A 16,896-nucleotide genomic window follows, 5' to 3' on the forward strand; every position below is an offset into this window, starting at 1 on the left:
GCCGGATCAGGTCCCGGGGATCAGCCGCCGTCCTGCATCACCCAGACATAGGGAGCCCGAGCCAGGTCACCAGCCGCCGCGATGCGGTTCCGGCGCCTTGGTCGTCCAGTGCGCGGCGCGACGCAGCCCCTGGCCTACGACTTCTTGCAGACCTTGTTGCCGAACTGGTCGACCGACGGGAACATCCCCATCGGGCACCCCTTGCTGGTGTCGTAGTAGTCGGTCTTCGGCTGGTTGAAGCCTCCCTCCGAGCGATAAATCCGGTTTCCGAAGTTGTCGACGGTCGGATAGGCGCCGTTCGGACACTGCTGTCCGCGCGGCGTCTGGGTGGTGGCGGGGCCACTGTTGGCGATGCGCTGGCAGACGCGGTTGCCAAAGCTGTCCACCGAGGGGAAGGACCCCATCGGACATTGCTGCGCGACGGCGGGCGAACAGCTTAGGAAAATCGCAGCCAGCCCGGCTGCGGCGACGATCGATCTGCGCATGGAATGGCCGCCCTTGGGAGGATAGCACCTAAGGCTACGCTTGCACCTTCAACCGTCGGCAAGGCGCTGAGCGGGTCCTACGGCGGACGCCGGCTCAACGGCGCAGGGTCCTCAGGCAAGACAGGTCCAAGCGGCGCCCTACCCCACCGAGAGCTCGCGTTCAGCCTCAAGGTTTTCGACGTGCTGGCCGATCGACGCCGCCGCCGCCAATTGACCGTCCCGCTCGAAGCGCACGGTCGCATGGCCACTGGCGATCGAGCCCTCCGTCTCGGCGACTTCGCCGCCGGACGCATGGCCCACATATTGGATCGCCCGGTCGTAGTGGTGGCTCCAGAAGAAGGGCACGGCCACAAACGACGCGCGCTCACCCATCATGTTCAGCGCCGCCGCCTGGCCCTGCCGTTCGGCGGCCACCCAGTGCTCGACCCGGATGAGCTCGCCGGAGCGCGGGTCTGGATAGCGGGCGATGTCCCCGGCGGCGTAGACGCCCCGGATGCTGGTCTCCAGGAATGCGTCGACCACCACGCCCTTGTCGACGGCGAGCCCCGCCGCGGTCGCCAGGTCGAGGCGCGGGCGAACGCCGACCCCCACCGCGAGGAAATCCACCTCCAGGCTGGTCCCGCCGGAAAGTTCGAGTCGCCGGCCATCGAACCGCACGCCGGTTTCGCCGAGGTGGAAATTGACGCCGTGCTGCTCGTGCAGGGCCTGGACCCAGGCGCCGAGGTCGCGCCCCATGACCTTTTCCATAAGAACGGCTTCCGGCGCGACGACATGCACGGCCAATCCGCGGTGGCGCAGGGCCGCGGCCACCTCCAGTCCGATGAAGCTGCCGCCGATCACGGCGACCGCCTTGGCCCCCTCGGCCGCTGCCGCGATGGCGCGCGAGTCCGCCATCGAGCGCAGGGTGAAGACGTTGGCAAGGTCGAACCCCGGCGTGGAAAGCCGGATGGGTTCGGCGCCGGTCGCGAGCAGGAGCACGTCGTAACTGAAGCGGTCGCCGGACGCCGTCACCACCGCTTTCCCGGCGGTGTCGAGGCTTGCGACCTGAGTGCTCAGGCGCAGGTCGATGCGGCGCTCGGCGTAGAACTCCGGGCCTCTGAGCGGCATCCACGCTTCCGGCGCCGTCCCGGCCAGATAGTCCTTCGAGAGGTTCGGCCGATCATAGGGCGCGGCGTCGTCGGCGCTCAGCATCGTCAGGCTGCCGGCAAAGCCGCGACGGCGCAGCATCTCGGCCGCGGCGAAGCCCGCCGCGCCCCCGCCGACGATGACGATCCGATCCGGCGCCGTATCCTGCCGCGCCTGGATGGGCTGCGCGGCCTCGAGGGGCTCGCGGATGAAGAGGACGCTGTCCTCGATCTCGACCTTCCACCGCACCAGGCTGTCGAACGCCGGCCCGGCCAAGGCTTCGCCGGTCCGCAGGCTGAAGCAGGCATGGTGCAGCGGGCAATGGATGCGGTCGCCATCGAGCAGACCGTCCGCCAGGTGGCCGCCGTAGTGCGTGCAGGCGCCGCCCACCGCGTGATGCTCGCCGTCCTTGATCCAGAGCAGCACCGGATCGTCGCCGACATGGCCGGCCACGAGACCCTCCTGCGGCGCGGCGTCCAAGCGAAGCCCGGCGCCAAAGTCCTGGCCCTTGGCGGATTGAGGATCTGTGCTCATGGCGTGCTCCGGAGGGTTGAATCCTGGATAGGCCGTTTGGCGGGACCTTACGGTGTCAGACTTGGGGCCGTCCCGCCCATCTTCAAGCCGGGCCGGCCGTGAAGGACGCGGGCCTTCGCGAGATCAGCCCGCGGCCGGTTGAGGCTCGGTCGGATTGTCGTCAGCTGGTGCTCGCCATAGGCCCAGCGCCAACAGCGTATGCGCCACCCACAGAAGGGTCCGATGATGCATGGCCCGCCAATCCATCAGCTGAACGGGACCCAAGAGCGGAACATCAACGAGAACGACGCCGTCGATCTGGCGACGCTCTATAAGGACGCAACCTTACCCCCACCACCTTCTGTCGTGCTGAACGCCAGAACCGCCACGTGGAAGCATTTCGCCTTGCGTGGGCTCTCGCGGGTTACCCCAATCGATAGGGTATCAATACCTATTGGTAGCGTACCGGCGCCCTACCCCGCGGCTACAGTTTCACTGCCCTAGTACTACCCTAGTCCCAGGTAAGCCGCAGGGTCGGGTCGATCTGTTGGCGAAGGCCTTCATTCACCTGGGCGTCGTCCGCGAACGACGGCCAGGCGGCCACCGCCTCACGCACCTGTTCCACGATCGTCCGGGCGCGCGCGGCGTTAAGCGAGGCCGCCTTCGCCGCTGCCTCGAAGTCCCCGCGATCGAAGCCGTCGCGCTTGCCGTTCACCGACATCTGGTGGCGCTGGGTCCACTTCCCGGTCGGGTTGAAGCTCCAGGTGATGTCGTAGGCGGGCGACAGGCTCCAGGCGCCCGTGCGGTCCATGAGGAAGCTGATGTTCTTGACGTGGTCATCCTGATTGCGGGCGACGACGTTGAACACCATCCGCCGGTACTGCTCTTCCACCACCTCGGTCGGCAGTCCGAGCTGGCGGATCACCAGCATCGCCTGTTCGTAGGAATAGCCGAGGGCGTTGTTGAAATCGTAGTGCGCCATAGCCGTCAGGGTCTGGACGTGCAGCTTGCCGCCGCCGGGCAGGCGGTCGAAGCGCTCGGTCATGAAGTGCCGCCGGCCGTTCTCCTCCAGCAGACGGGTGTCCGTCATCGTAATCCCCGCCGCCCGGGCCATCTTCGAATAGGCGTACTCCACCGCCCCGAAGCCCTTGGGGTCGGCCAGCTCCTTGTCGCGGTTGTCGGTCACCCCGTCGAACTTCAGCAGCCAGTAGCCGAAGCCCTCGCCAGCCGCGACCTGGCCCGACCGCACCTCGTTGGTCTCGCGGTTCCAGGCGATCACCGCCTTGGCGCGCGCCCCGCCGGCCGAGGTGCCGACCCGCAGGATGTCGCGAAGACCATCGGCCTTTTCCTTCCCCGCGAACGAGACCTGCAGGTCCGCACGGTGGCTCAGCACCTCCGAGGCCAGCTCCACCAGGGCGCCCACGTCGACGCGGGTGGCGGCGCCCAGGTGGGGGCCCTCGGCGGGCGCGAACTCCAGGGCGCCCATGCCCCGCGTGCCCGTGTAGCAGAGGCGCTCCACCGCGTTGAAGTCGCCGCCGAGCCGGCCCTGGCTGGCCAGCCAGGCGTCGATCAGCAGATTGCCATAGCGATCCGGCAGGCTATCGGCGAGCAGGCCCGGCAGGCCGTGGAAGGTCCGCCGCGGCAGCTCCGGAAAGCTGAAGGTCCGCCGCCCCAACGGCATCGTCAGCGGCGCGATCTCAATGCCGCTGGCCTGGAACTCCGGCGTGTAGGCGAAGGTCGCCACATCGCCCTCGTCGGGCAACGAGACCGCCCCGATCGGGGTGTCCCACAGGCTGACCTCAGCCAGGGTGCTCACCGCTCATCGCCCCAGGCCCAAGGCTTTCCAGCCGGCCGGGCCTCGGCGCTCGGCCGCGCGCGCTGGCGGGTCTTCCCGCGTAGCTTCAGGACCGAGACCGGGTTCGGTTGCGGTTCCGGCAGCAAGGTCTTGAGCCCCTCAAGGCGGCCCAAAGCCCGCAGGCAGCGAATGAGATTGGAGATGGTGCTGGAGTCCCCGTTCTCCAGACGCTCGACGGTGCGCTTGGACACCCCGGCCTGGGCGGCCAACTGGGCCTGGGTCAGGTCCTGAGCGAGGCGCTCAGCCTCGAGCCGGCGGCCGAGGTCCGCGGCGATGAGCTGATCGGTGGCGAGGGGTCCGTATTTCATAATTCGCCACATATGGCGATTTAAGCCAAAATATCAAGTTAACTCGTCAATTCTGGCGAATTAATGCATATCTCCGTAACTCGTCATCTTTGGCGACTTATCGACCCCACACCTCATAACTCGCCATATTTGACGACTTATGCGCAAATCAGACCTGACCGAAAACCGGCGCCAGGCAGCGAACCGCAACGGCTGATGATCCGCGGCCATAGATCGTCCCCCTGGACATCAACAGACGCCGCGACTCAGCGCCGCCTGGAAATAGAGAATGTCCAACGAACTCTCGGGAGAAAAGAGGGAGTCATGTTGGCTCAGAGCATTCCGACAGATCGGGAAAAACTCCGACATGTCGTTGAATATCCTGATAAATCTCGAAATGAAAAAGGGCGTCAAAAATCTGGGGCCGAAATGCCCCTTTGTTCCGAGGCCCGTCTTTTAGAGGATTGTTCTTGTTCGGGAACGGGGTGGTGCCTGGGGGCGGATTCGAACCACCGACACGCGGATTTTCAATCCGCTGCTCTACCAACTGAGCTACCCAGGCGAAGGCCGCCGTCGCGGGGAGCCGCGTCTATAGAAGAGCCGCTTTCGGAAGTCCAGCGAGCGCGATCAGTCGTCCTGCGATGGCTCGCCGGAGGCGTCCGGATCGTCCGAACCCGGGATCGCATAGTGGCCGCCAAGCCAGCGGTGCAGGTCCAGGTCGGCGCATCGTTTGGAACAGAACGGCCGGTGGTCGGGGTCGACCGGCTTGCCGCACATCGGGCATTTGGGCTCGCTCATCGGGCAAACCCCACATCGAGGCGCTCGCGCGACCGCGCCGGGTCAGGGGTGATCGAAAATCGGGCGCCGATCTGCTCGGCGAGCAGGCGCGCAAAAGGTTCGGCGACTGTGGCGATCGCAGGGCTGCAGGCGGCGGTCAGGCGGGCGCCGGGCTGGGCGGCGGCCTCGGCCTGCAGCCGGCGGATCAGCTGCTGGGCCAAGGTGCGGTCGCTCAGGGCGCCATCTTCGCGGCAAAGCTGCTCCGCGAGCGGGCGCACCCGCCGCGGCAACGAGAGCTCCATAGTGCCGAACCGTCCCACCGGCCCGATGGCCACGCCGGGATTGTCGGGGCCGAAGGCGGCGCGGGCCGCGGCCAGCAGCGCATGGCCGTCATGGCCGCGTCCGACCAGGTCGATGACCACGATCCCGCCCAGCCCCTTCAGCCGCAGCAGCCGCGCGGCCATGCCGAGCGCCGCCAGATTGGCCTGGCGGGTGACGCGCTTGGCGTCGCCGCCCTTGCGGTCGGAGAGGTCGACATCAATGGCGGTGAGCGCGCGGGTCGGCTCGATGGCGATCTGACCGCCCCCGGGCACGGGGTGGAGGACCTCCAGCGCCTCGGCCTCGGCCTCATCGGCCACCTGACGCGCCGATGTTCCCTCGACCAGGCTGGCCCCGTGCGACAGCGCCGCCAGTTCGATGGCCAGGTCCGGCGCGGCCGCGATCAGCTTCGGGGCGCCCTCGGCGGGGCCCACAAAGCGGGCGATCGCCAGCTTGCCGCGCCGGGGCTCGCTGCGGATCTCGACCTCGATGGCCTGGCCGCGGACCGGCCGGGCATCCGGTTTGAACGGCAGGATGGCCTCCGCGCCCTGCCCCAGATCGAGAAAGGCCGTCCCCAGCGCCGGCTCCAGGCTCGCCACCCGCGCGACCAGCCGCGCACCGATGAGGAGCCGCGGCTCGTCGTCGTCGCGCCGGATCAGCAGCCGCTCGGGCCGGCCGTCGAGGGTGACGACGCCGCGGGTCTCGCCTAGGCCGCGGTCCAGATAGGCGCGCCGCTCGCTCATGGCCGATGATATCCCAGGCCGGCGAGCAGGCTCGACGCCTCATAGAGCGGCAGGCCGACCACGCCGGGATAGGAGCCCGAGAGTTCCGTGACAAAGGCGGCCGCAAGTCCCTGGATCGCGTAGCCGCCCGCCTTGCCGATCCCCTCGCCGCCTTCGAGGTAGCGATCGATCTCGGCGCCGGTCAGGCGCTTGAAGCGAACCCGGGTTTCCACCAGCCGCTGCCCGCGCCGTCCGCCCGGCGCGACGACGCAGACGCCGGTCAGCACCCGATGCGCGCGCCCGGACAACAGCTTCAGGCAATCGGCGACCTCGGCTGCGGTCTCGGCCTTCGGCAGGACCCGTCGGCCCAGTGCGACCACGGTGTCGGCCGCCAGGATGTAGTCGTGGGGATGGCGCGCGGCCACGCCGGCCGCCTTTTCGGCGGCCAGGCGCCCGGCGAGCCGGCGCGGCGTCTCATCCTTCAGAGGGGATTCGTCGACCTGGGCGGCCTCGACCACGTCGGGCGGCAGACCGATCTGGCGCAGAAGATCGAGCCGCCGGGGACTTGCGGAGGCCAGGACCAGGCGCGGCGGCGATTGCGGCACTTCGGCCGGGCGCGTCTAGCGGACGCGGAACGTGATGCGGCCCTTGGTGAGGTCGTAGGGCGTCATCTCCACGAGCACCTTGTCGCCGGCCGACACGCGGATGCGGTTCTTACGCATCTTGCCGGCGGTGTGGGCGATGATCTCGTGGTCATTCTCAAGTTTCACGCGGAAGGTCGCGTTGGGCAGGACTTCGCTGACCGTGCCCGGGAATTCCAACAATTCTTCTTTCGCCATGCAGGCTCCAAACCGAGGATAAAATGACGGCCCGCGTCCTTAGGTCAGGTCGCGAGCCGCGGATAGAGCCTTCAACTATAGCGCACGGTCCGGGGCGAGGTCGATGGGCGAGGCCGCAAGGTCGCCGAAACGCTCCGCGATCCGGCGTGCGAGGCTGTCGCGCGCCTGCCGAAAGGCCTCGAGCCGGGCCTCGCGCGAGCCCTCCGTGAGCGTCGGGTCGTGGGTCGGCCAGTATTCGATGTCCGCCGCGCGGCTGCGCGCCAGCTCCACCGCGCGGTGATGCGCCTCCGGGGTCAGCGACACCACCAAGTCGAACGAGGAATCCTCCAGGTCGCCGAAGGTCTTCGGCCGGTAGTGGGTGATATCCAAACCCATTTCGGCCATCACGGCCTGGGCGAAGGGATCGACGCCGGCCTCGACGTCCTCGTCACGCGAGTCGTCGTGGACCATGGCCGGGCGCTTCAGGCCGCAACTGTCCACATAGACCCGCGTGCCGACCAGGCGCTTCAGCAGCGCCTCGGCCATGGGCGAGCGGACCTGGTTGAAGTTGCACGCAAAGAGCACCGCGCCGGGCGCCAGCGGCGGGACGTCAGTCGGCATCTGGGCCTAACCCCGCCAATGCAGGGCGCAGATCAGCGTGAAAAGACGCCGCGCGGTGTCCAGGTCGGTGTCGACCTTGCCGGCCAGGCGGGTCTGCAGCAGCTCCGAGGCTTCGTTGTGCAGGCCGCGCCGGCCCATGTCCAAGGCCTCGATCTGGGCGGGCGTCGAGTTGCGGATCGCCTGGTAGTAGCTCTCGCAGATCAGGAAGTAGTCCTTGATCAGGCTGCGGAATGGCGACAGCGACAGGATGTGGCGCTTCTCGTAGCCAGGCCCGCGCACGTCGAGGACCAAACGGTTCTCCACCAGCCCCATCTTGAGGTCGTAAGGCCCCTGCGCCGCGCCGTCCGGGTGGAAATTGTTCTCTTCCAAGAGGTCGAAGATCGCGATCTGGCGTTCCTGCTCCTGGTCGCGCGAGACCGCCGCGAGCGACTCTTCGTCGAGCTCGACGCTCTGCAGGCGGTGCATCTGGCGGTCGTCGTCGGCCATGGGCGTCCCGGGGGCGTAGGCCACGCTTTATGGCATTCCGCCCCCCCGCGTCATCCCGCACCTGCGAACGCGCGCCAAGGCCATAAAGAAATACGCCCGGCGCGAGATGCGCCGGGCGTGTCAGAGACCCAAACATCTGTCGGCGGTCAGGCGGCTGCGCGGGCCTCGCGGAAGGACACCAGCTTGCCCGCCGCCTCGTCCCACAGCGTCAACCGCGCGCAACGGAAGCTCTCCAGGAAGCCCAGGCGGTTCATGGCCCGAAGTTCCGGATGATCGTTCAACACCGCCGACAGGCGGTAGAAAGGGATCCGGCTCGACAGGTGATGGACGTGGTGGATGCCGATGTTGCCGGTCATCCAGCGGAACGGCTGCGGCAGGTCATAGTGGGAGCTTCCCGCCAGGGCGGCCTCGTCGCGGCTCCACAGGCTGTTGCGCGTCCAGGCCGCACCCTCGAACTGGTGCTGCACGTAGAAAAGCCAGACGCCGATCGTGGCGGCCAGCAGCATGGTCACGACGTTGACGATCAGCACCGGGGCGACGCCGAACAGCCAGGCCAGACCCGCCAGGCCCGCCGCGGCGGCGAGACCATTGCCGATCACGCTGGCCCACGGCCGCCAGCCCTGGCGCATCATGCCCAGGGGAACGCGCTGGCTGATCAGGAACACATAGGCCGGCCCCAGTCCGAACATCACCAGGGGATGGCGATAGAGCCGGTAGCCGAGCCGCCGCAAGGACGGCAGCGCCCGGTATTCCTCGACCGTCAGGGTCTCGATCTCGCCCAGTCCGCTGCGCCGGTCGAGGTTGCCCGACGTGGCGTGGTGCAAGGCGTGGGTCTGACGCCAATAGTGATAGGGCGTGATCGTGAAGACGCCGGCGATCCGGCCGACCCACTCATTCGCCTGGCGATTGCGGAAAAACGATCCGTGGCCGCAGTCGTGCTGGATCATGAACAGCCGGACGAGGAAGAAGGCGGCGGGAATCGTCAGCAGCAATGACGCCCACCACCAGCCGCGCGCGTGGAGCGCCCAGGCGATCGCCCAAAGGGTCAGCAGCGGCGCCACGGTGACGATGATCTCGAAGACGCTGCGGCTGGTCTTCGGATCCCTGTAGGGCGCAAGAATCTTCGACCAGTCTCGCGCCGGTCTCGTCTCGGAAGCCATCGTCGGGCTCTCGCTGGGGCTATCGGATGACGTGCGCATTGCACCTCAAACAAGGTTTGATTGGGGCCAATGGTTCAACCCTGGCCCAGGCGAATTGCCGCAGATCGCGCATGCGCCGGCAGCCCTTCGGCTTCCGCCAAGGCCACCGTGGCCGGCGCGAGCCGCGCAAAGGCGGCTTCGTCGCACTTCACGATCGAGGTCCGCTTGATGAAGTCATAGAGCGACAGACCCGAGGAGAACCGCGCCGCGCGACTCGTCGGCAGCACGTGATTGGAGCCGGCAACATAGTCGCCGATGGCTTCAGGTGTGTGACGACCAAGGAAGATTGCGCCAGCATGCCGCACCCGGTCGGCCAGCCGCTCCGGCGCTTCGACAGCGAATTCGACGTGTTCGGGAGCGATGCGGTCGACCAGGCGCGGCGCCTCCTCCAGGGGGGCGATCACCACCGCGCCGTGGTCGCGCCACGACGCCGCGGCGTCCTGGCCGGTGGACAGGGCCGAAAGCTGGTCCAGGACCGCGGCTTCGACCTTCGCGGCGAAGGCTTCATCGTCGGTGATGAGGATGGATTGCGCGGCCGGGTCGTGCTCGGCCTGCGACAGCAGGTCGGCAGCGATCCAATCCGGCTTGTTGGCGCCATCGGCCACCACCACGATCTCCGACGGTCCGGCCAGGGCGTCGATGCCGACCGCGCCATAGACCCGCCGCTTGGCCGCCGTGACGAAGGCGTTGCCGGGCCCAACGATCTTGTCGACCGGCCGGATCGGACCCGCGCCATAGGCGAGCGCGGCCACGGCCTGCGCCCCGCCGACCCGCCAGATCTCATGCACGCCCGCCGCCTTCGCGGCGGCCAGGACCGCCGGCTGCAGGCGCCCCGGTGGCGTGACCATGGCGATCCGCTCGACGCCGGCGACGGCGGCCGGCACGGCGTTCATCAGGACTGTCGACGGATAGGCGGCGCGCCCGCCCGGCACATAGATCCCGACCGCTTCGAGCGCCGTCCAGCGCCAGCCCAGCTCGACACCGGCCTCGTCGGTGAAATGCAGGTCAGCGGGCCGCTGGCGGGCGTGATAGCTGCGGATGCGTTCGGCCGCGAAGGCGATGGCGTCCCGCACCGCCTGCGGGCAGGCCGCGGCGCCCGCCTCGATCTCCGCCTCGCTCACGCGGATCGAGTGCTCGTCCAGCTCGATCCGGTCGAAATCCTTGGCAAACCGCAGCAAGGCGGTCAGCCCCTCGGCGCGCACCGCCGCGATGACGTCGCGCACGATCGCGTCGACCTCTTCCGGGGTTTCGCGGCGTTCTTCGATGAACGCGGCGAAGGCCGTCTCAAAATCGGGGTCGGTGAAGCGGAAGCGACGCATGGCGCGGGTCCTTTAGCGGCGCGGATGGCGGAGCGCCATGCTGCGCGGCTAATCGCCGTGGGCCGGCGCGCGCGGCGTCGGCCAGGGCTCGGAGACGTCAGCCAGCACCGCGTCGAGGCATTCCACCTCGGCGCGCAGGTCGCCGCCGCCGGCGCAGCTGATTGTCACCAGGCCGCCAGGGGTCTCGCCCGCGTCGAAGCTCACGGCCAGCACCTCCAGCACCGCGTCGCGCGCGCCGCGCCGGATCTTTCGGGCCTGGACCTTCAGCACGCTGCCCAGCTGCAGGGCCGAGCGAACCCGCACGCCGCCATCGCCTTCCCAGCAATAGCGGTTGAACGCCACCGTCAGCACCCGCGCCTTGGGCTCGTAGGAGATGTCGCCCACCTTGGCGACGGCGTCCTGCATGGCCGCGGAGATGATCGCCAGGTCGTCGGCGTCCTGGGCCAGCAGACGAAGCGGCCCCATCTTGCCCTTCGGCTCATTCGGCTTGGGCATGGGCTCAGTCCTCGTCGCCCTCGCCGTCGCCCTTGATGCGCCGGATAAGCGCGCCGCAGGCGCCGAGCTTCTCCTCCAGCCGCTCAAAGCCGCGGTCGAGGTGGTAGACGCGGTTGACCATGGTCTCGCCGCGCGCCGCCAGACCGGCGATCACCAGGCCGACGGAGGCGCGCAGGTCGGTCGCCATCACCTGAGCGCCGGTGAGGCTGGCGACGCCGCGCACGCGGGCCTCGCCGCCCTGCACGCTGATGTCGGCCCCCAGGCGCGACAGCTCCGGCGCATGCATGAAGCGGTTCTCGAAGATCGTCTCCTTGATCACGCTCTCGCCGTCGGCCAGCGTCATCAGGGCCATGAACTGCGCCTGCAGATCGGTGGCGAAGCCCGGATAGACGCCGGTCTCGACATCGACGGCCCTCAACAGCGCGCCGTTGCGGCGCACGGTCAGGCCGTCGTTATGCGGCGTCACCTCGACGCCGGCCTCGACCATCTTGTCGATCAGGGCCTGGATGAAATCGCTGCGCGTGCGGGTCAGGCGCACCTCGCCGCCGGCCATGGCCGCCGCCACCGCATAGGTGCCGGTCTCGATCCGGTCGGGCATCACCGCGTGCGTCGCGCCATGCAGGCGGCCGACGCCCTGGATGCGGATGATGGACGTGCCCGCGCCGGCAACCTTGGCGCCCATGGCGTTCAGGCATTCGGCCAGGTCGATCATCTCCGGCTCGCAGGCCGCATTGGTCATGATCGTCTCGCCGTCGGCCAGCACCGCGGCGAGCATGGCGTGCTCGGTCGCCCCCACCGAGTTGAACGGGAAATCGATGCGGCCGCCCTTCAGGCCGCCCGGCGCCTGGGCGTAGACATAGCCCTCATGCAGATCGATCCGTGCGCCCAGCGCCTCGAGCGCCTTCAGGTGCAGGTCCACCGGACGCGCGCCGATCGTGCAGCCGCCGGGGAGCGAGACCTTGGCCTGCCCCGTCCGCGCCAAGAGCGGGCCCAGCACATTGAACGAGGCGCGCATCTGGCGGACCAGATCGTAGGGCGCAAAGCCGCTGGTGATCTCGGACGTGCGAAGCAGCGTCTCCGGGCCGTCCTCGCCTTCGGCCTCCACGACCTCGGTCCCGAGCCGCTGCAACAGCTTGCCCAGGAAGCGGGTGTCGGCCAGGCGCGGCATGTTGGTCAGCCGCAGGGTCTCTTCGGTCAAAAGGCTCGCCGCCATCAGCTTGATGGCCGAGTTCTTGGCGCCGCTGATCGGGATTTCGCCCTGCAGCCGCGCGCCGCCGGTAATGGCGATGCGGTCCAATCCCAATCCTTCGAGGCGGCCGCGTTGTTTCGAGGGAGTCGTGATGGCGGCGCGACGGCGATATCTAGCGTGCGCCAGGGCGCCGCGCAAAGGCCCCCTCAGCCCTCCTCCCCGCTTTTCCCGTCATTCCGGGCGGGCGGCTTCGCGCCGTCCCCGGATTTCCGTCGACGGAGGTTCGCCCGCAGCGCCTGCGCGAGCTTGGCTTCCCGTTCGGACGGCGGTCGTTTCGGGGGATTGTCTGCGGGCGGCATTGCCCAGGGGTGCGGCGCTCGGTCCCGCTCGTCAAGACGCCCCCGCGCGGATTGGGGCTTCACGCGGCCCGCCGCGTTGGCTATAGCCGCGCCTCGCCATTCGCCGCGATAGCTCAGTGGTAGAGCGCATCCTTGGTAAGGCTGAGGTCCAGGGTTCGAATCCCTGTCGTGGCACCATGGTTCCCCAAGTGAAATCAAACACTTGGGGAACCACCAATTGACTAAAGTTGTTGCTGAAAATGGGCTGGGCAGCGCATGGGCAGCAGCACGACCCGCCAAACCAGTCTGCGCACGACGCTTATTTCCGGGACTTGCGGGCCGCCTCCAGCGACTCGCAGAGAGTTTCGCGCCCGCTGCTGCGTCGAGGTCTCAGCCGAAATCTACGCCATCGCCGGACACTCCGAGGTCCAGGTCATGCCCAAGTGTTGGAAATTGTTGCGGCGCTAAGCGAAAAGCCGTCAGGCGAGCGTCCGCCGTTGGCGCGGGGGGGATGGCAGGCGCCTCATCGGCGAGTGCTCAGCGCCCACCTTCTCGCGTGCGAACAAGGCCGGTCAGCCGAACGCGCGGGGCTGCCGGGGACGCGCCGGCAGGACGCGACCGTTGCCAGGATCGGACGTTGATGACTTGGCGCCGCGATCGGCCCAACTCTGCAGGTCGTCGATGACATAGACCACCCGGCCGCCGATCTTCCGATAGGTCGGACCAGTGCCGTAGGTTCGATGCTTCTCAAGCGTCCGCCCCGACAGGCCCAGGAAGCGCCCGGCCTCGTTGGTCCGAAGCAGGCGGGGCGGCAGGGGCGCGCCTTCAAACATACCAAGTCCTCCGCGCACCGTTCGATCGCATCCGCAACCGCGCGAACGAAGAACGGCATCCGATTCACCTATCGCGGCGCGGGCTCGGCCGGAAAGGCGTAAGTCTACCCGCCGAGGATGGCCGACGGCGTCGATTGCGGGCAAATGGATGCGTGGCACTCTCCCGCAGACATAATGATCGCGCCCAAAGGCATAGGGCCAACCGCATCTGGTGGGAGCGGCATGGCGCCTTCGTCCGCGGCCTGCTGACCGGCATTGTGCTCAGCGTCGTGGTTGGGTGGGTTCTGCGGGTCGCGGGATTGCTCTGAGCGTAGGACCGGTGGTCTTTTGGAAGGGCTGGGGCCGTTCTGGTCTCCCCTTGCGGGAGATTGGGATTTCCTATCCTCATGTATTTATTGCGAAAAATCAAGGCGAAATCCACTGTGCAGGACCTGTGTAGGCCGTCCTAAGTCAACATAGCCAAGGACTTGAACGTCAGCAGCGTAAGCGCGTCACCCGTAGCCATGCGGACCGTCTGCTCGAAAACCTCATACTGTTCGGCATCTCTCCGATCGAACCAGGCGTCCGCGCCGATCAGGGTGCGCGGCGTGCGCTCGCAGTGTCCGTGGAGCACGTCCATTGCCGCAGACTCCGCATCAATTTCGTCGCGCGGAAACCAGCGATCAGGGACATCATCTCCGCGGCGAAACCAGCGACGTTTCTGGGCGCCGTGACAGATGAGCATTGCAGGCTCTGGTCCGAGATCAACCATGCGCAAGGCCGTGGCGGTTCTGCTGGTCCCGAACTCCGCCCTGATCTCGTCGATGGCCTCAAAGGTCGCCTTTCGGGTTTTCGCTGCCATCGGTACGAACAGGAAAGACGGGAGCAGCAAGTCAGCGGCGTAGCTGTCCGCCACGCGTTCCGGATCAGTCGGTCCCTTCAGTTGGTTGCCGATATCGTCCTTGCGGCAGACGAAGGAGCGGCCCCGATGATATTTCCAGTGCCCCAGTTCGTGCGCCACTGAAAACCGCTTTCGGGGCAGTATGGAGCGCTCCTCCACGGTGATGATCGCGCGATTTCCGTAGCCGATGATCCGAGCTTCACAGCTGTCCAATTCGGCAAAACGCACTTCGGCGCCGGCATCCCATGCGATGGCTTCGACATCGATTTCCTTTGCGGAATCGATGCCAAGGCTGAGCAGCAGTTTCTCCGCCGGCGTGGGCGCTCTCAATGTGGATTGCCCTCGTCGTCGATCGCTCCAAGATCCACTAGGTCTTTGAGGATGTCATCGATCTCGCGTTCCGTTGCGCCCTCACCCTTCCGCGCGGCCATGGTCAGGCGCTCGCGCAAGCGCCCGTCGGCGGCGGCGAACTTGCTGAGGATCTGCTGCTTCTGAGTTAGCGGCAGGCTGATCACATTGGCGCCGGCGCGCGCGGCGCGGGCGATGTTCAAGGCGCTGCGCGCGTTTACCAGTCGGGCCTTGTTCTCGCGGACAACTCGGGCCTGAAGCTGCTCGCGCATTTCGGTCGCCAGCCTTTCCGGATCCCCCTCGTCCTCTCGCACCTCGCGCAATAGGTCATCGTCGGAAAGCGCCATCAGATCGTCGACGAGCGCATTGGCTAGCAGAAACAGGTCGGGCCCCTCAGTCGGCTTGCGGGTCATTGGACCCATCCCCTCGGATACCTAGCGGTGATCTTGCGCCGAACGCGCCGACGGATCGTCGCGTATGCCTGCGCACTCCAGCCGCCGAGGGTCTGGATCTCATCGGCATCCAGGCCGTCCAGATCACCCATCACCACGAGCTGGGCGTCATCGTCATCGACGAATATCTCCTCCAGGGCCTTGAGGCGCGCTTCGGCATCCTCGCGCGCTAGTCGCAGGTCCTCGACATTCCTGCCCTCAGCCAGCGGCTCCAAGATCGCGGGGCCATCGTCGAGGGTAGAGCTCATGCTTTCCATCACAGGCTCCTCCTTCGCCTTTGTACGTTCCGATGACGCCATGCTGCGCATGGCGTTGATGAGGAAGATCAGCACAGGCGCGTCCCTTGGGCAGGTCCGCGTACCGTCAAGCGCTCGGCTCACGGCCTCGTTGACGACGTCCAAGCCTTCAACCCCGACGCCGACCGCATAGATCGCGCCCACCTTCTGCAGGCGAATGAGTTCCGCTGTCGTGAGCGCGGCGATCGCGTCCCGGACTTCGTCGGTGCTCAAAGAAGCCGCCGTCACGCCGTACCGCCCTTGCCAGGTCCCAACCGCATAGGCTCACTGGTCACCGACCTCGGACAAATTGCGAGAAATTTCGTCGGCATGTCTGAGCCGGCACATTCGCCAGCCTACGTCCTTGAAAGCCAACTTGAGGCGATCGGGGCTGAACTCGCGATCCAGCACAACCCACACCGGCGAGGAAGGAGGTGATTTCCATGTCAGGCAAGAACCAACACGTCGTTCCCCACAACGGCGACTGGGCTGTCCGGGGCGCCGGCAACAGCCGCGTGACGGCGGTCCACGAGACCCAGCGCGAGGCGATCGAACACGCTCGCAACATCGCGCAGAACCAAGCGAGCGAGCTGCTGATCCATGGCCGCAATGGCCAAATCCGCGAGCGCGACAGCTTCGGCAACGACCCCTTCCCGCCGAAGGGCTGATTCCACGGGCCGCGCCTCACGGCGCGGCCCTTTTTTAGGAGATGAGAGTGCAGTTTGAAGGTGCAGTCATTCGCGAGCAGGGCCTCACGTTCGCAGTGGTCGTGGTGAAGAGGCACGTGGTCGACAATCCCCATACCGCCAATCAGGCGATCGGGAGCTTCGGCCGCGCATTTCCTGGCATGCCGATCATCCTGATGGGACAAGACTCCGGCGGCCGCGCCAAGTGGTTCGGCCGGCCGGACATCGCCCGGTTCATGGCCAGCACCCCGCTTGGGGCGATCCCGTGGCAGCGTTACACGCTCAATTAGTTGGGGAACGTCGTGGCAAACCAGAAGGCCAGACCGCTCGCGTCGCTGAAGCGACGAGCACGGGGCGACGATACGTCCGAAAGCATCGGGGCGCTGGCGGAGGAGCTAAAGACAGCGAGTGATCGCGCCGTCGCGGTTGTGGTGGCGTCGATCCTAGATCGTTCCTTGGAAGACGCCCTGTTGGGCTGGATGCGGACCCTAAGTGCGGGTGATCGAGAAGCGCTGTTCTCGACGAGAGGTGTATTGGCGAGCTTCTCCGCGAAGATCGATCTTGCCTTTGCCTTCAAAATCTATGGTCCCAATACGCGCGCTGATCTGCACACGATCCGGGAAATCCGAAATCTCTTCGCTCACGCCCGGTTGACACTGTCGTTCTCGGACGAAGCGATCGCGCGAGCAATTTACAGCCTCCATTTGCGGAAGAAGGCTTCGGAAGGCGGATTCGTCTATCAAGCGACATCCGGATCTGACCCCCCGTATTGCCTCACCCGCAGATGTTACCGAACAAACCGTGACGTCTTAGCGCGGGTAAGCTGGGTGATCTGGGTCGTTCTCCGGCGGGCTGGGCGGCAGCGGAGCCGCTCG

21 protein-coding genes and 2 tRNA genes are annotated in these 16,896 nt (G+C 67.1%); 4 read left to right on the forward strand and 19 right to left on the reverse strand.

The window, feature by feature from the left end; all coding sequences use genetic code 11:
• Nucleotides 1–134: 134 nt before the first annotated feature.
• The 15 genes from VHS75_RS22510 to murA form a co-directional block, all read right to left on the reverse strand.
• Nucleotides 135–485, reverse strand: coding sequence for a hypothetical protein (locus VHS75_RS22510; RefSeq protein ID WP_329640872.1), 351 nt, complete (start codon nt 483–485; stop codon nt 135–137).
• Between the two features lie 138 nt (nt 486–623).
• A complete protein-coding gene (locus tag VHS75_RS22515) occupies nt 624–2,144 on the reverse strand; it encodes an FAD-dependent oxidoreductase (protein WP_329640873.1) in 1,521 nt (506 codons plus the stop codon).
• A 490-nt stretch (nt 2,145–2,634) separates the two neighbouring features.
• Nucleotides 2,635–3,939: a type II toxin-antitoxin system HipA family toxin gene (locus VHS75_RS22520; protein WP_329640874.1), complete on the reverse strand. Its 1,305-nt coding sequence runs from the start codon at nt 3,937–3,939 to the stop codon at nt 2,635–2,637.
• Nucleotides 3,936–4,286: a helix-turn-helix transcriptional regulator gene (locus VHS75_RS22525; RefSeq protein ID WP_329640875.1), complete on the reverse strand. Its 351-nt coding sequence runs from the start codon at nt 4,284–4,286 to the stop codon at nt 3,936–3,938. The genes VHS75_RS22520 and VHS75_RS22525 overlap by 4 nt, the downstream gene beginning before the upstream one ends.
• Before the next feature lie 465 nt (nt 4,287–4,751).
• A tRNA-Phe gene (locus VHS75_RS22530) sits at nt 4,752–4,827 on the reverse strand.
• A gap of 65 nt (nt 4,828–4,892) precedes the next feature.
• A complete protein-coding gene (locus VHS75_RS22535) occupies nt 4,893–5,063 on the reverse strand; it encodes a DNA gyrase inhibitor YacG (protein ID WP_329640876.1) in 171 nt (56 codons plus the stop codon).
• On the reverse strand, nt 5,060–6,103 hold the full coding sequence (locus VHS75_RS22540; protein ID WP_329640877.1) for a ribonuclease E/G: 1,044 nt from the start codon (nt 6,101–6,103) through the stop codon (nt 5,060–5,062). The genes VHS75_RS22535 and VHS75_RS22540 overlap by 4 nt, the downstream gene beginning before the upstream one ends.
• Nucleotides 6,100–6,687, reverse strand: coding sequence for a Maf family protein (locus tag VHS75_RS22545; RefSeq protein ID WP_329640878.1), 588 nt, complete (start codon nt 6,685–6,687; stop codon nt 6,100–6,102). Before VHS75_RS22545 ends, VHS75_RS22540 begins: the two co-directional genes overlap by 4 nt.
• A 15-nt stretch (nt 6,688–6,702) precedes the next feature.
• Nucleotides 6,703–6,921 carry a translation initiation factor IF-1 gene (gene infA / locus VHS75_RS22550; protein ID WP_111458197.1) on the reverse strand — a complete coding sequence of 73 codons (219 nt, stop codon included), beginning with the start codon at nt 6,919–6,921 and terminating at the stop codon, nt 6,703–6,705.
• Nucleotides 6,922–6,996: 75 nt separating this feature from the next.
• Nucleotides 6,997–7,521 carry a low molecular weight phosphatase family protein gene (locus tag VHS75_RS22555; protein ID WP_329640879.1) on the reverse strand — a complete coding sequence of 175 codons (525 nt, stop codon included), beginning with the start codon at nt 7,519–7,521 and terminating at the stop codon, nt 6,997–6,999.
• Between the two features lie 6 nt (nt 7,522–7,527).
• Nucleotides 7,528–8,007, reverse strand: a complete 480-nt coding sequence (locus tag VHS75_RS22560; protein WP_329640891.1) for a UPF0262 family protein — start codon at nt 8,005–8,007, stop codon at nt 7,528–7,530.
• Nucleotides 8,008–8,153: 146 nt separating this feature from the next.
• On the reverse strand, nt 8,154–9,167 hold the full coding sequence (locus VHS75_RS22565; RefSeq protein WP_329640880.1) for a fatty acid desaturase: 1,014 nt from the start codon (nt 9,165–9,167) through the stop codon (nt 8,154–8,156).
• 74 nt (nt 9,168–9,241) lie between these two features.
• The gene (gene hisD, locus VHS75_RS22570; RefSeq protein WP_329640881.1) at nt 9,242–10,525 is read right to left on the reverse strand and encodes a histidinol dehydrogenase; all 1,284 of its coding nucleotides are present in this window, start codon (nt 10,523–10,525) and stop codon (nt 9,242–9,244) included.
• A 48-nt stretch (nt 10,526–10,573) separates the two neighbouring features.
• Nucleotides 10,574–11,020 (reverse strand): DUF2948 family protein, encoded by a 447-nt coding sequence (locus VHS75_RS22575; protein WP_329640882.1) that lies wholly within the window; start codon nt 11,018–11,020, stop codon nt 10,574–10,576.
• A gap of 4 nt (nt 11,021–11,024) precedes the next feature.
• The gene (gene murA / locus VHS75_RS22580; protein WP_329640883.1) at nt 11,025–12,317 is read right to left on the reverse strand and encodes a UDP-N-acetylglucosamine 1-carboxyvinyltransferase; all 1,293 of its coding nucleotides are present in this window, start codon (nt 12,315–12,317) and stop codon (nt 11,025–11,027) included.
• Nucleotides 12,318–12,670: 353 nt separating this feature from the next.
• Here murA and VHS75_RS22585 point away from each other — a divergent pair.
• Nucleotides 12,671–12,745, forward strand: a tRNA-Thr gene (locus VHS75_RS22585).
• A 374-nt stretch (nt 12,746–13,119) separates the two neighbouring features.
• Here the strand turns inward: VHS75_RS22585 and VHS75_RS22590 are convergent.
• The 4 genes from VHS75_RS22590 to VHS75_RS22605 form a co-directional block, all read right to left on the reverse strand.
• Entirely contained in the window at nt 13,120–13,380 is a 261-nt protein-coding gene (locus VHS75_RS22590) for a DNA-binding protein (protein WP_329640884.1), read from the reverse strand.
• A 445-nt stretch (nt 13,381–13,825) separates the two neighbouring features.
• Entirely contained in the window at nt 13,826–14,590 is a 765-nt protein-coding gene (locus tag VHS75_RS22595; RefSeq protein WP_329640885.1) for an ImmA/IrrE family metallo-endopeptidase, read from the reverse strand.
• Entirely contained in the window at nt 14,587–15,021 is a 435-nt protein-coding gene (locus VHS75_RS22600; protein ID WP_329640886.1) for a hypothetical protein, read from the reverse strand. Before VHS75_RS22600 ends, VHS75_RS22595 begins: the two co-directional genes overlap by 4 nt.
• The gene (locus VHS75_RS22605) at nt 15,018–15,569 is read right to left on the reverse strand and encodes a hypothetical protein (protein WP_329640887.1); all 552 of its coding nucleotides are present in this window, start codon (nt 15,567–15,569) and stop codon (nt 15,018–15,020) included. The genes VHS75_RS22600 and VHS75_RS22605 overlap by 4 nt, the downstream gene beginning before the upstream one ends.
• Before the next feature lie 209 nt (nt 15,570–15,778).
• On the opposite strand from VHS75_RS22605, the gene VHS75_RS22610 reads away from it, so the two are divergent.
• The 3 genes from VHS75_RS22610 to VHS75_RS22620 all read left to right on the forward strand — a co-directional run.
• Nucleotides 15,779–16,003: a DUF2188 domain-containing protein gene (locus VHS75_RS22610; RefSeq protein WP_329640888.1), complete on the forward strand. Its 225-nt coding sequence runs from the start codon at nt 15,779–15,781 to the stop codon at nt 16,001–16,003.
• 41 nt (nt 16,004–16,044) lie between these two features.
• The gene (locus VHS75_RS22615; protein WP_329640889.1) at nt 16,045–16,311 is read left to right on the forward strand and encodes a hypothetical protein; all 267 of its coding nucleotides are present in this window, start codon (nt 16,045–16,047) and stop codon (nt 16,309–16,311) included.
• 12 nt (nt 16,312–16,323) lie between these two features.
• Nucleotides 16,324–16,896: hypothetical protein (locus VHS75_RS22620; protein ID WP_329640890.1), on the forward strand; the 573-nt coding region annotated here is incomplete at its 3' end.

The organism is Phenylobacterium sp. (assembly GCF_036264965.1).
GTDB lineage: Bacteria > Pseudomonadota > Alphaproteobacteria > Caulobacterales > Caulobacteraceae > Phenylobacterium.

Bases quoted from the DNA above. Each gene is read 5' to 3' on its own strand.
- hisD (WP_329640881.1), bottom strand. From the start codon at position 10,525: ATGCGTCGCTTCCGCTTCACCGACCCCGATTTTGAGACGGCCTTCGCC.
- VHS75_RS22560 (WP_329640891.1), bottom strand. From the start codon at position 8,007: ATGGCCGACGACGACCGCCAGATGCACCGCCTGCAGAGCGTCGAGCTC.
- VHS75_RS22590 (WP_329640884.1), bottom strand. From the start codon at position 13,380: ATGTTTGAAGGCGCGCCCCTGCCGCCCCGCCTGCTTCGGACCAACGAG.
- VHS75_RS22575 (WP_329640882.1), bottom strand. From the start codon at position 11,020: ATGCCCAAGCCGAATGAGCCGAAGGGCAAGATGGGGCCGCTTCGTCTG.
- VHS75_RS22610 (WP_329640888.1), top strand. From the start codon at position 15,779: ATGTCAGGCAAGAACCAACACGTCGTTCCCCACAACGGCGACTGGGCT.
- VHS75_RS22525 (WP_329640875.1), bottom strand. From the start codon at position 4,286: ATGAAATACGGACCCCTCGCCACCGATCAGCTCATCGCCGCGGACCTC.
- VHS75_RS22535 (WP_329640876.1), bottom strand. From the start codon at position 5,063: ATGAGCGAGCCCAAATGCCCGATGTGCGGCAAGCCGGTCGACCCCGAC.
- VHS75_RS22615 (WP_329640889.1), top strand. From the start codon at position 16,045: ATGAGAGTGCAGTTTGAAGGTGCAGTCATTCGCGAGCAGGGCCTCACG.
- VHS75_RS22555 (WP_329640879.1), bottom strand. From the start codon at position 7,521: ATGCCGACTGACGTCCCGCCGCTGGCGCCCGGCGCGGTGCTCTTTGCG.
- VHS75_RS22510 (WP_329640872.1), bottom strand. From the start codon at position 485: ATGCGCAGATCGATCGTCGCCGCAGCCGGGCTGGCTGCGATTTTCCTA.
- VHS75_RS22600 (WP_329640886.1), bottom strand. From the start codon at position 15,021: ATGACCCGCAAGCCGACTGAGGGGCCCGACCTGTTTCTGCTAGCCAAT.
- VHS75_RS22540 (WP_329640877.1), bottom strand. From the start codon at position 6,103: ATGAGCGAGCGGCGCGCCTATCTGGACCGCGGCCTAGGCGAGACCCGC.
- VHS75_RS22515 (WP_329640873.1), bottom strand. From the start codon at position 2,144: ATGAGCACAGATCCTCAATCCGCCAAGGGCCAGGACTTTGGCGCCGGG.
- VHS75_RS22565 (WP_329640880.1), bottom strand. From the start codon at position 9,167: ATGGCTTCCGAGACGAGACCGGCGCGAGACTGGTCGAAGATTCTTGCG.
- infA (WP_111458197.1), bottom strand. From the start codon at position 6,921: ATGGCGAAAGAAGAATTGTTGGAATTCCCGGGCACGGTCAGCGAAGTC.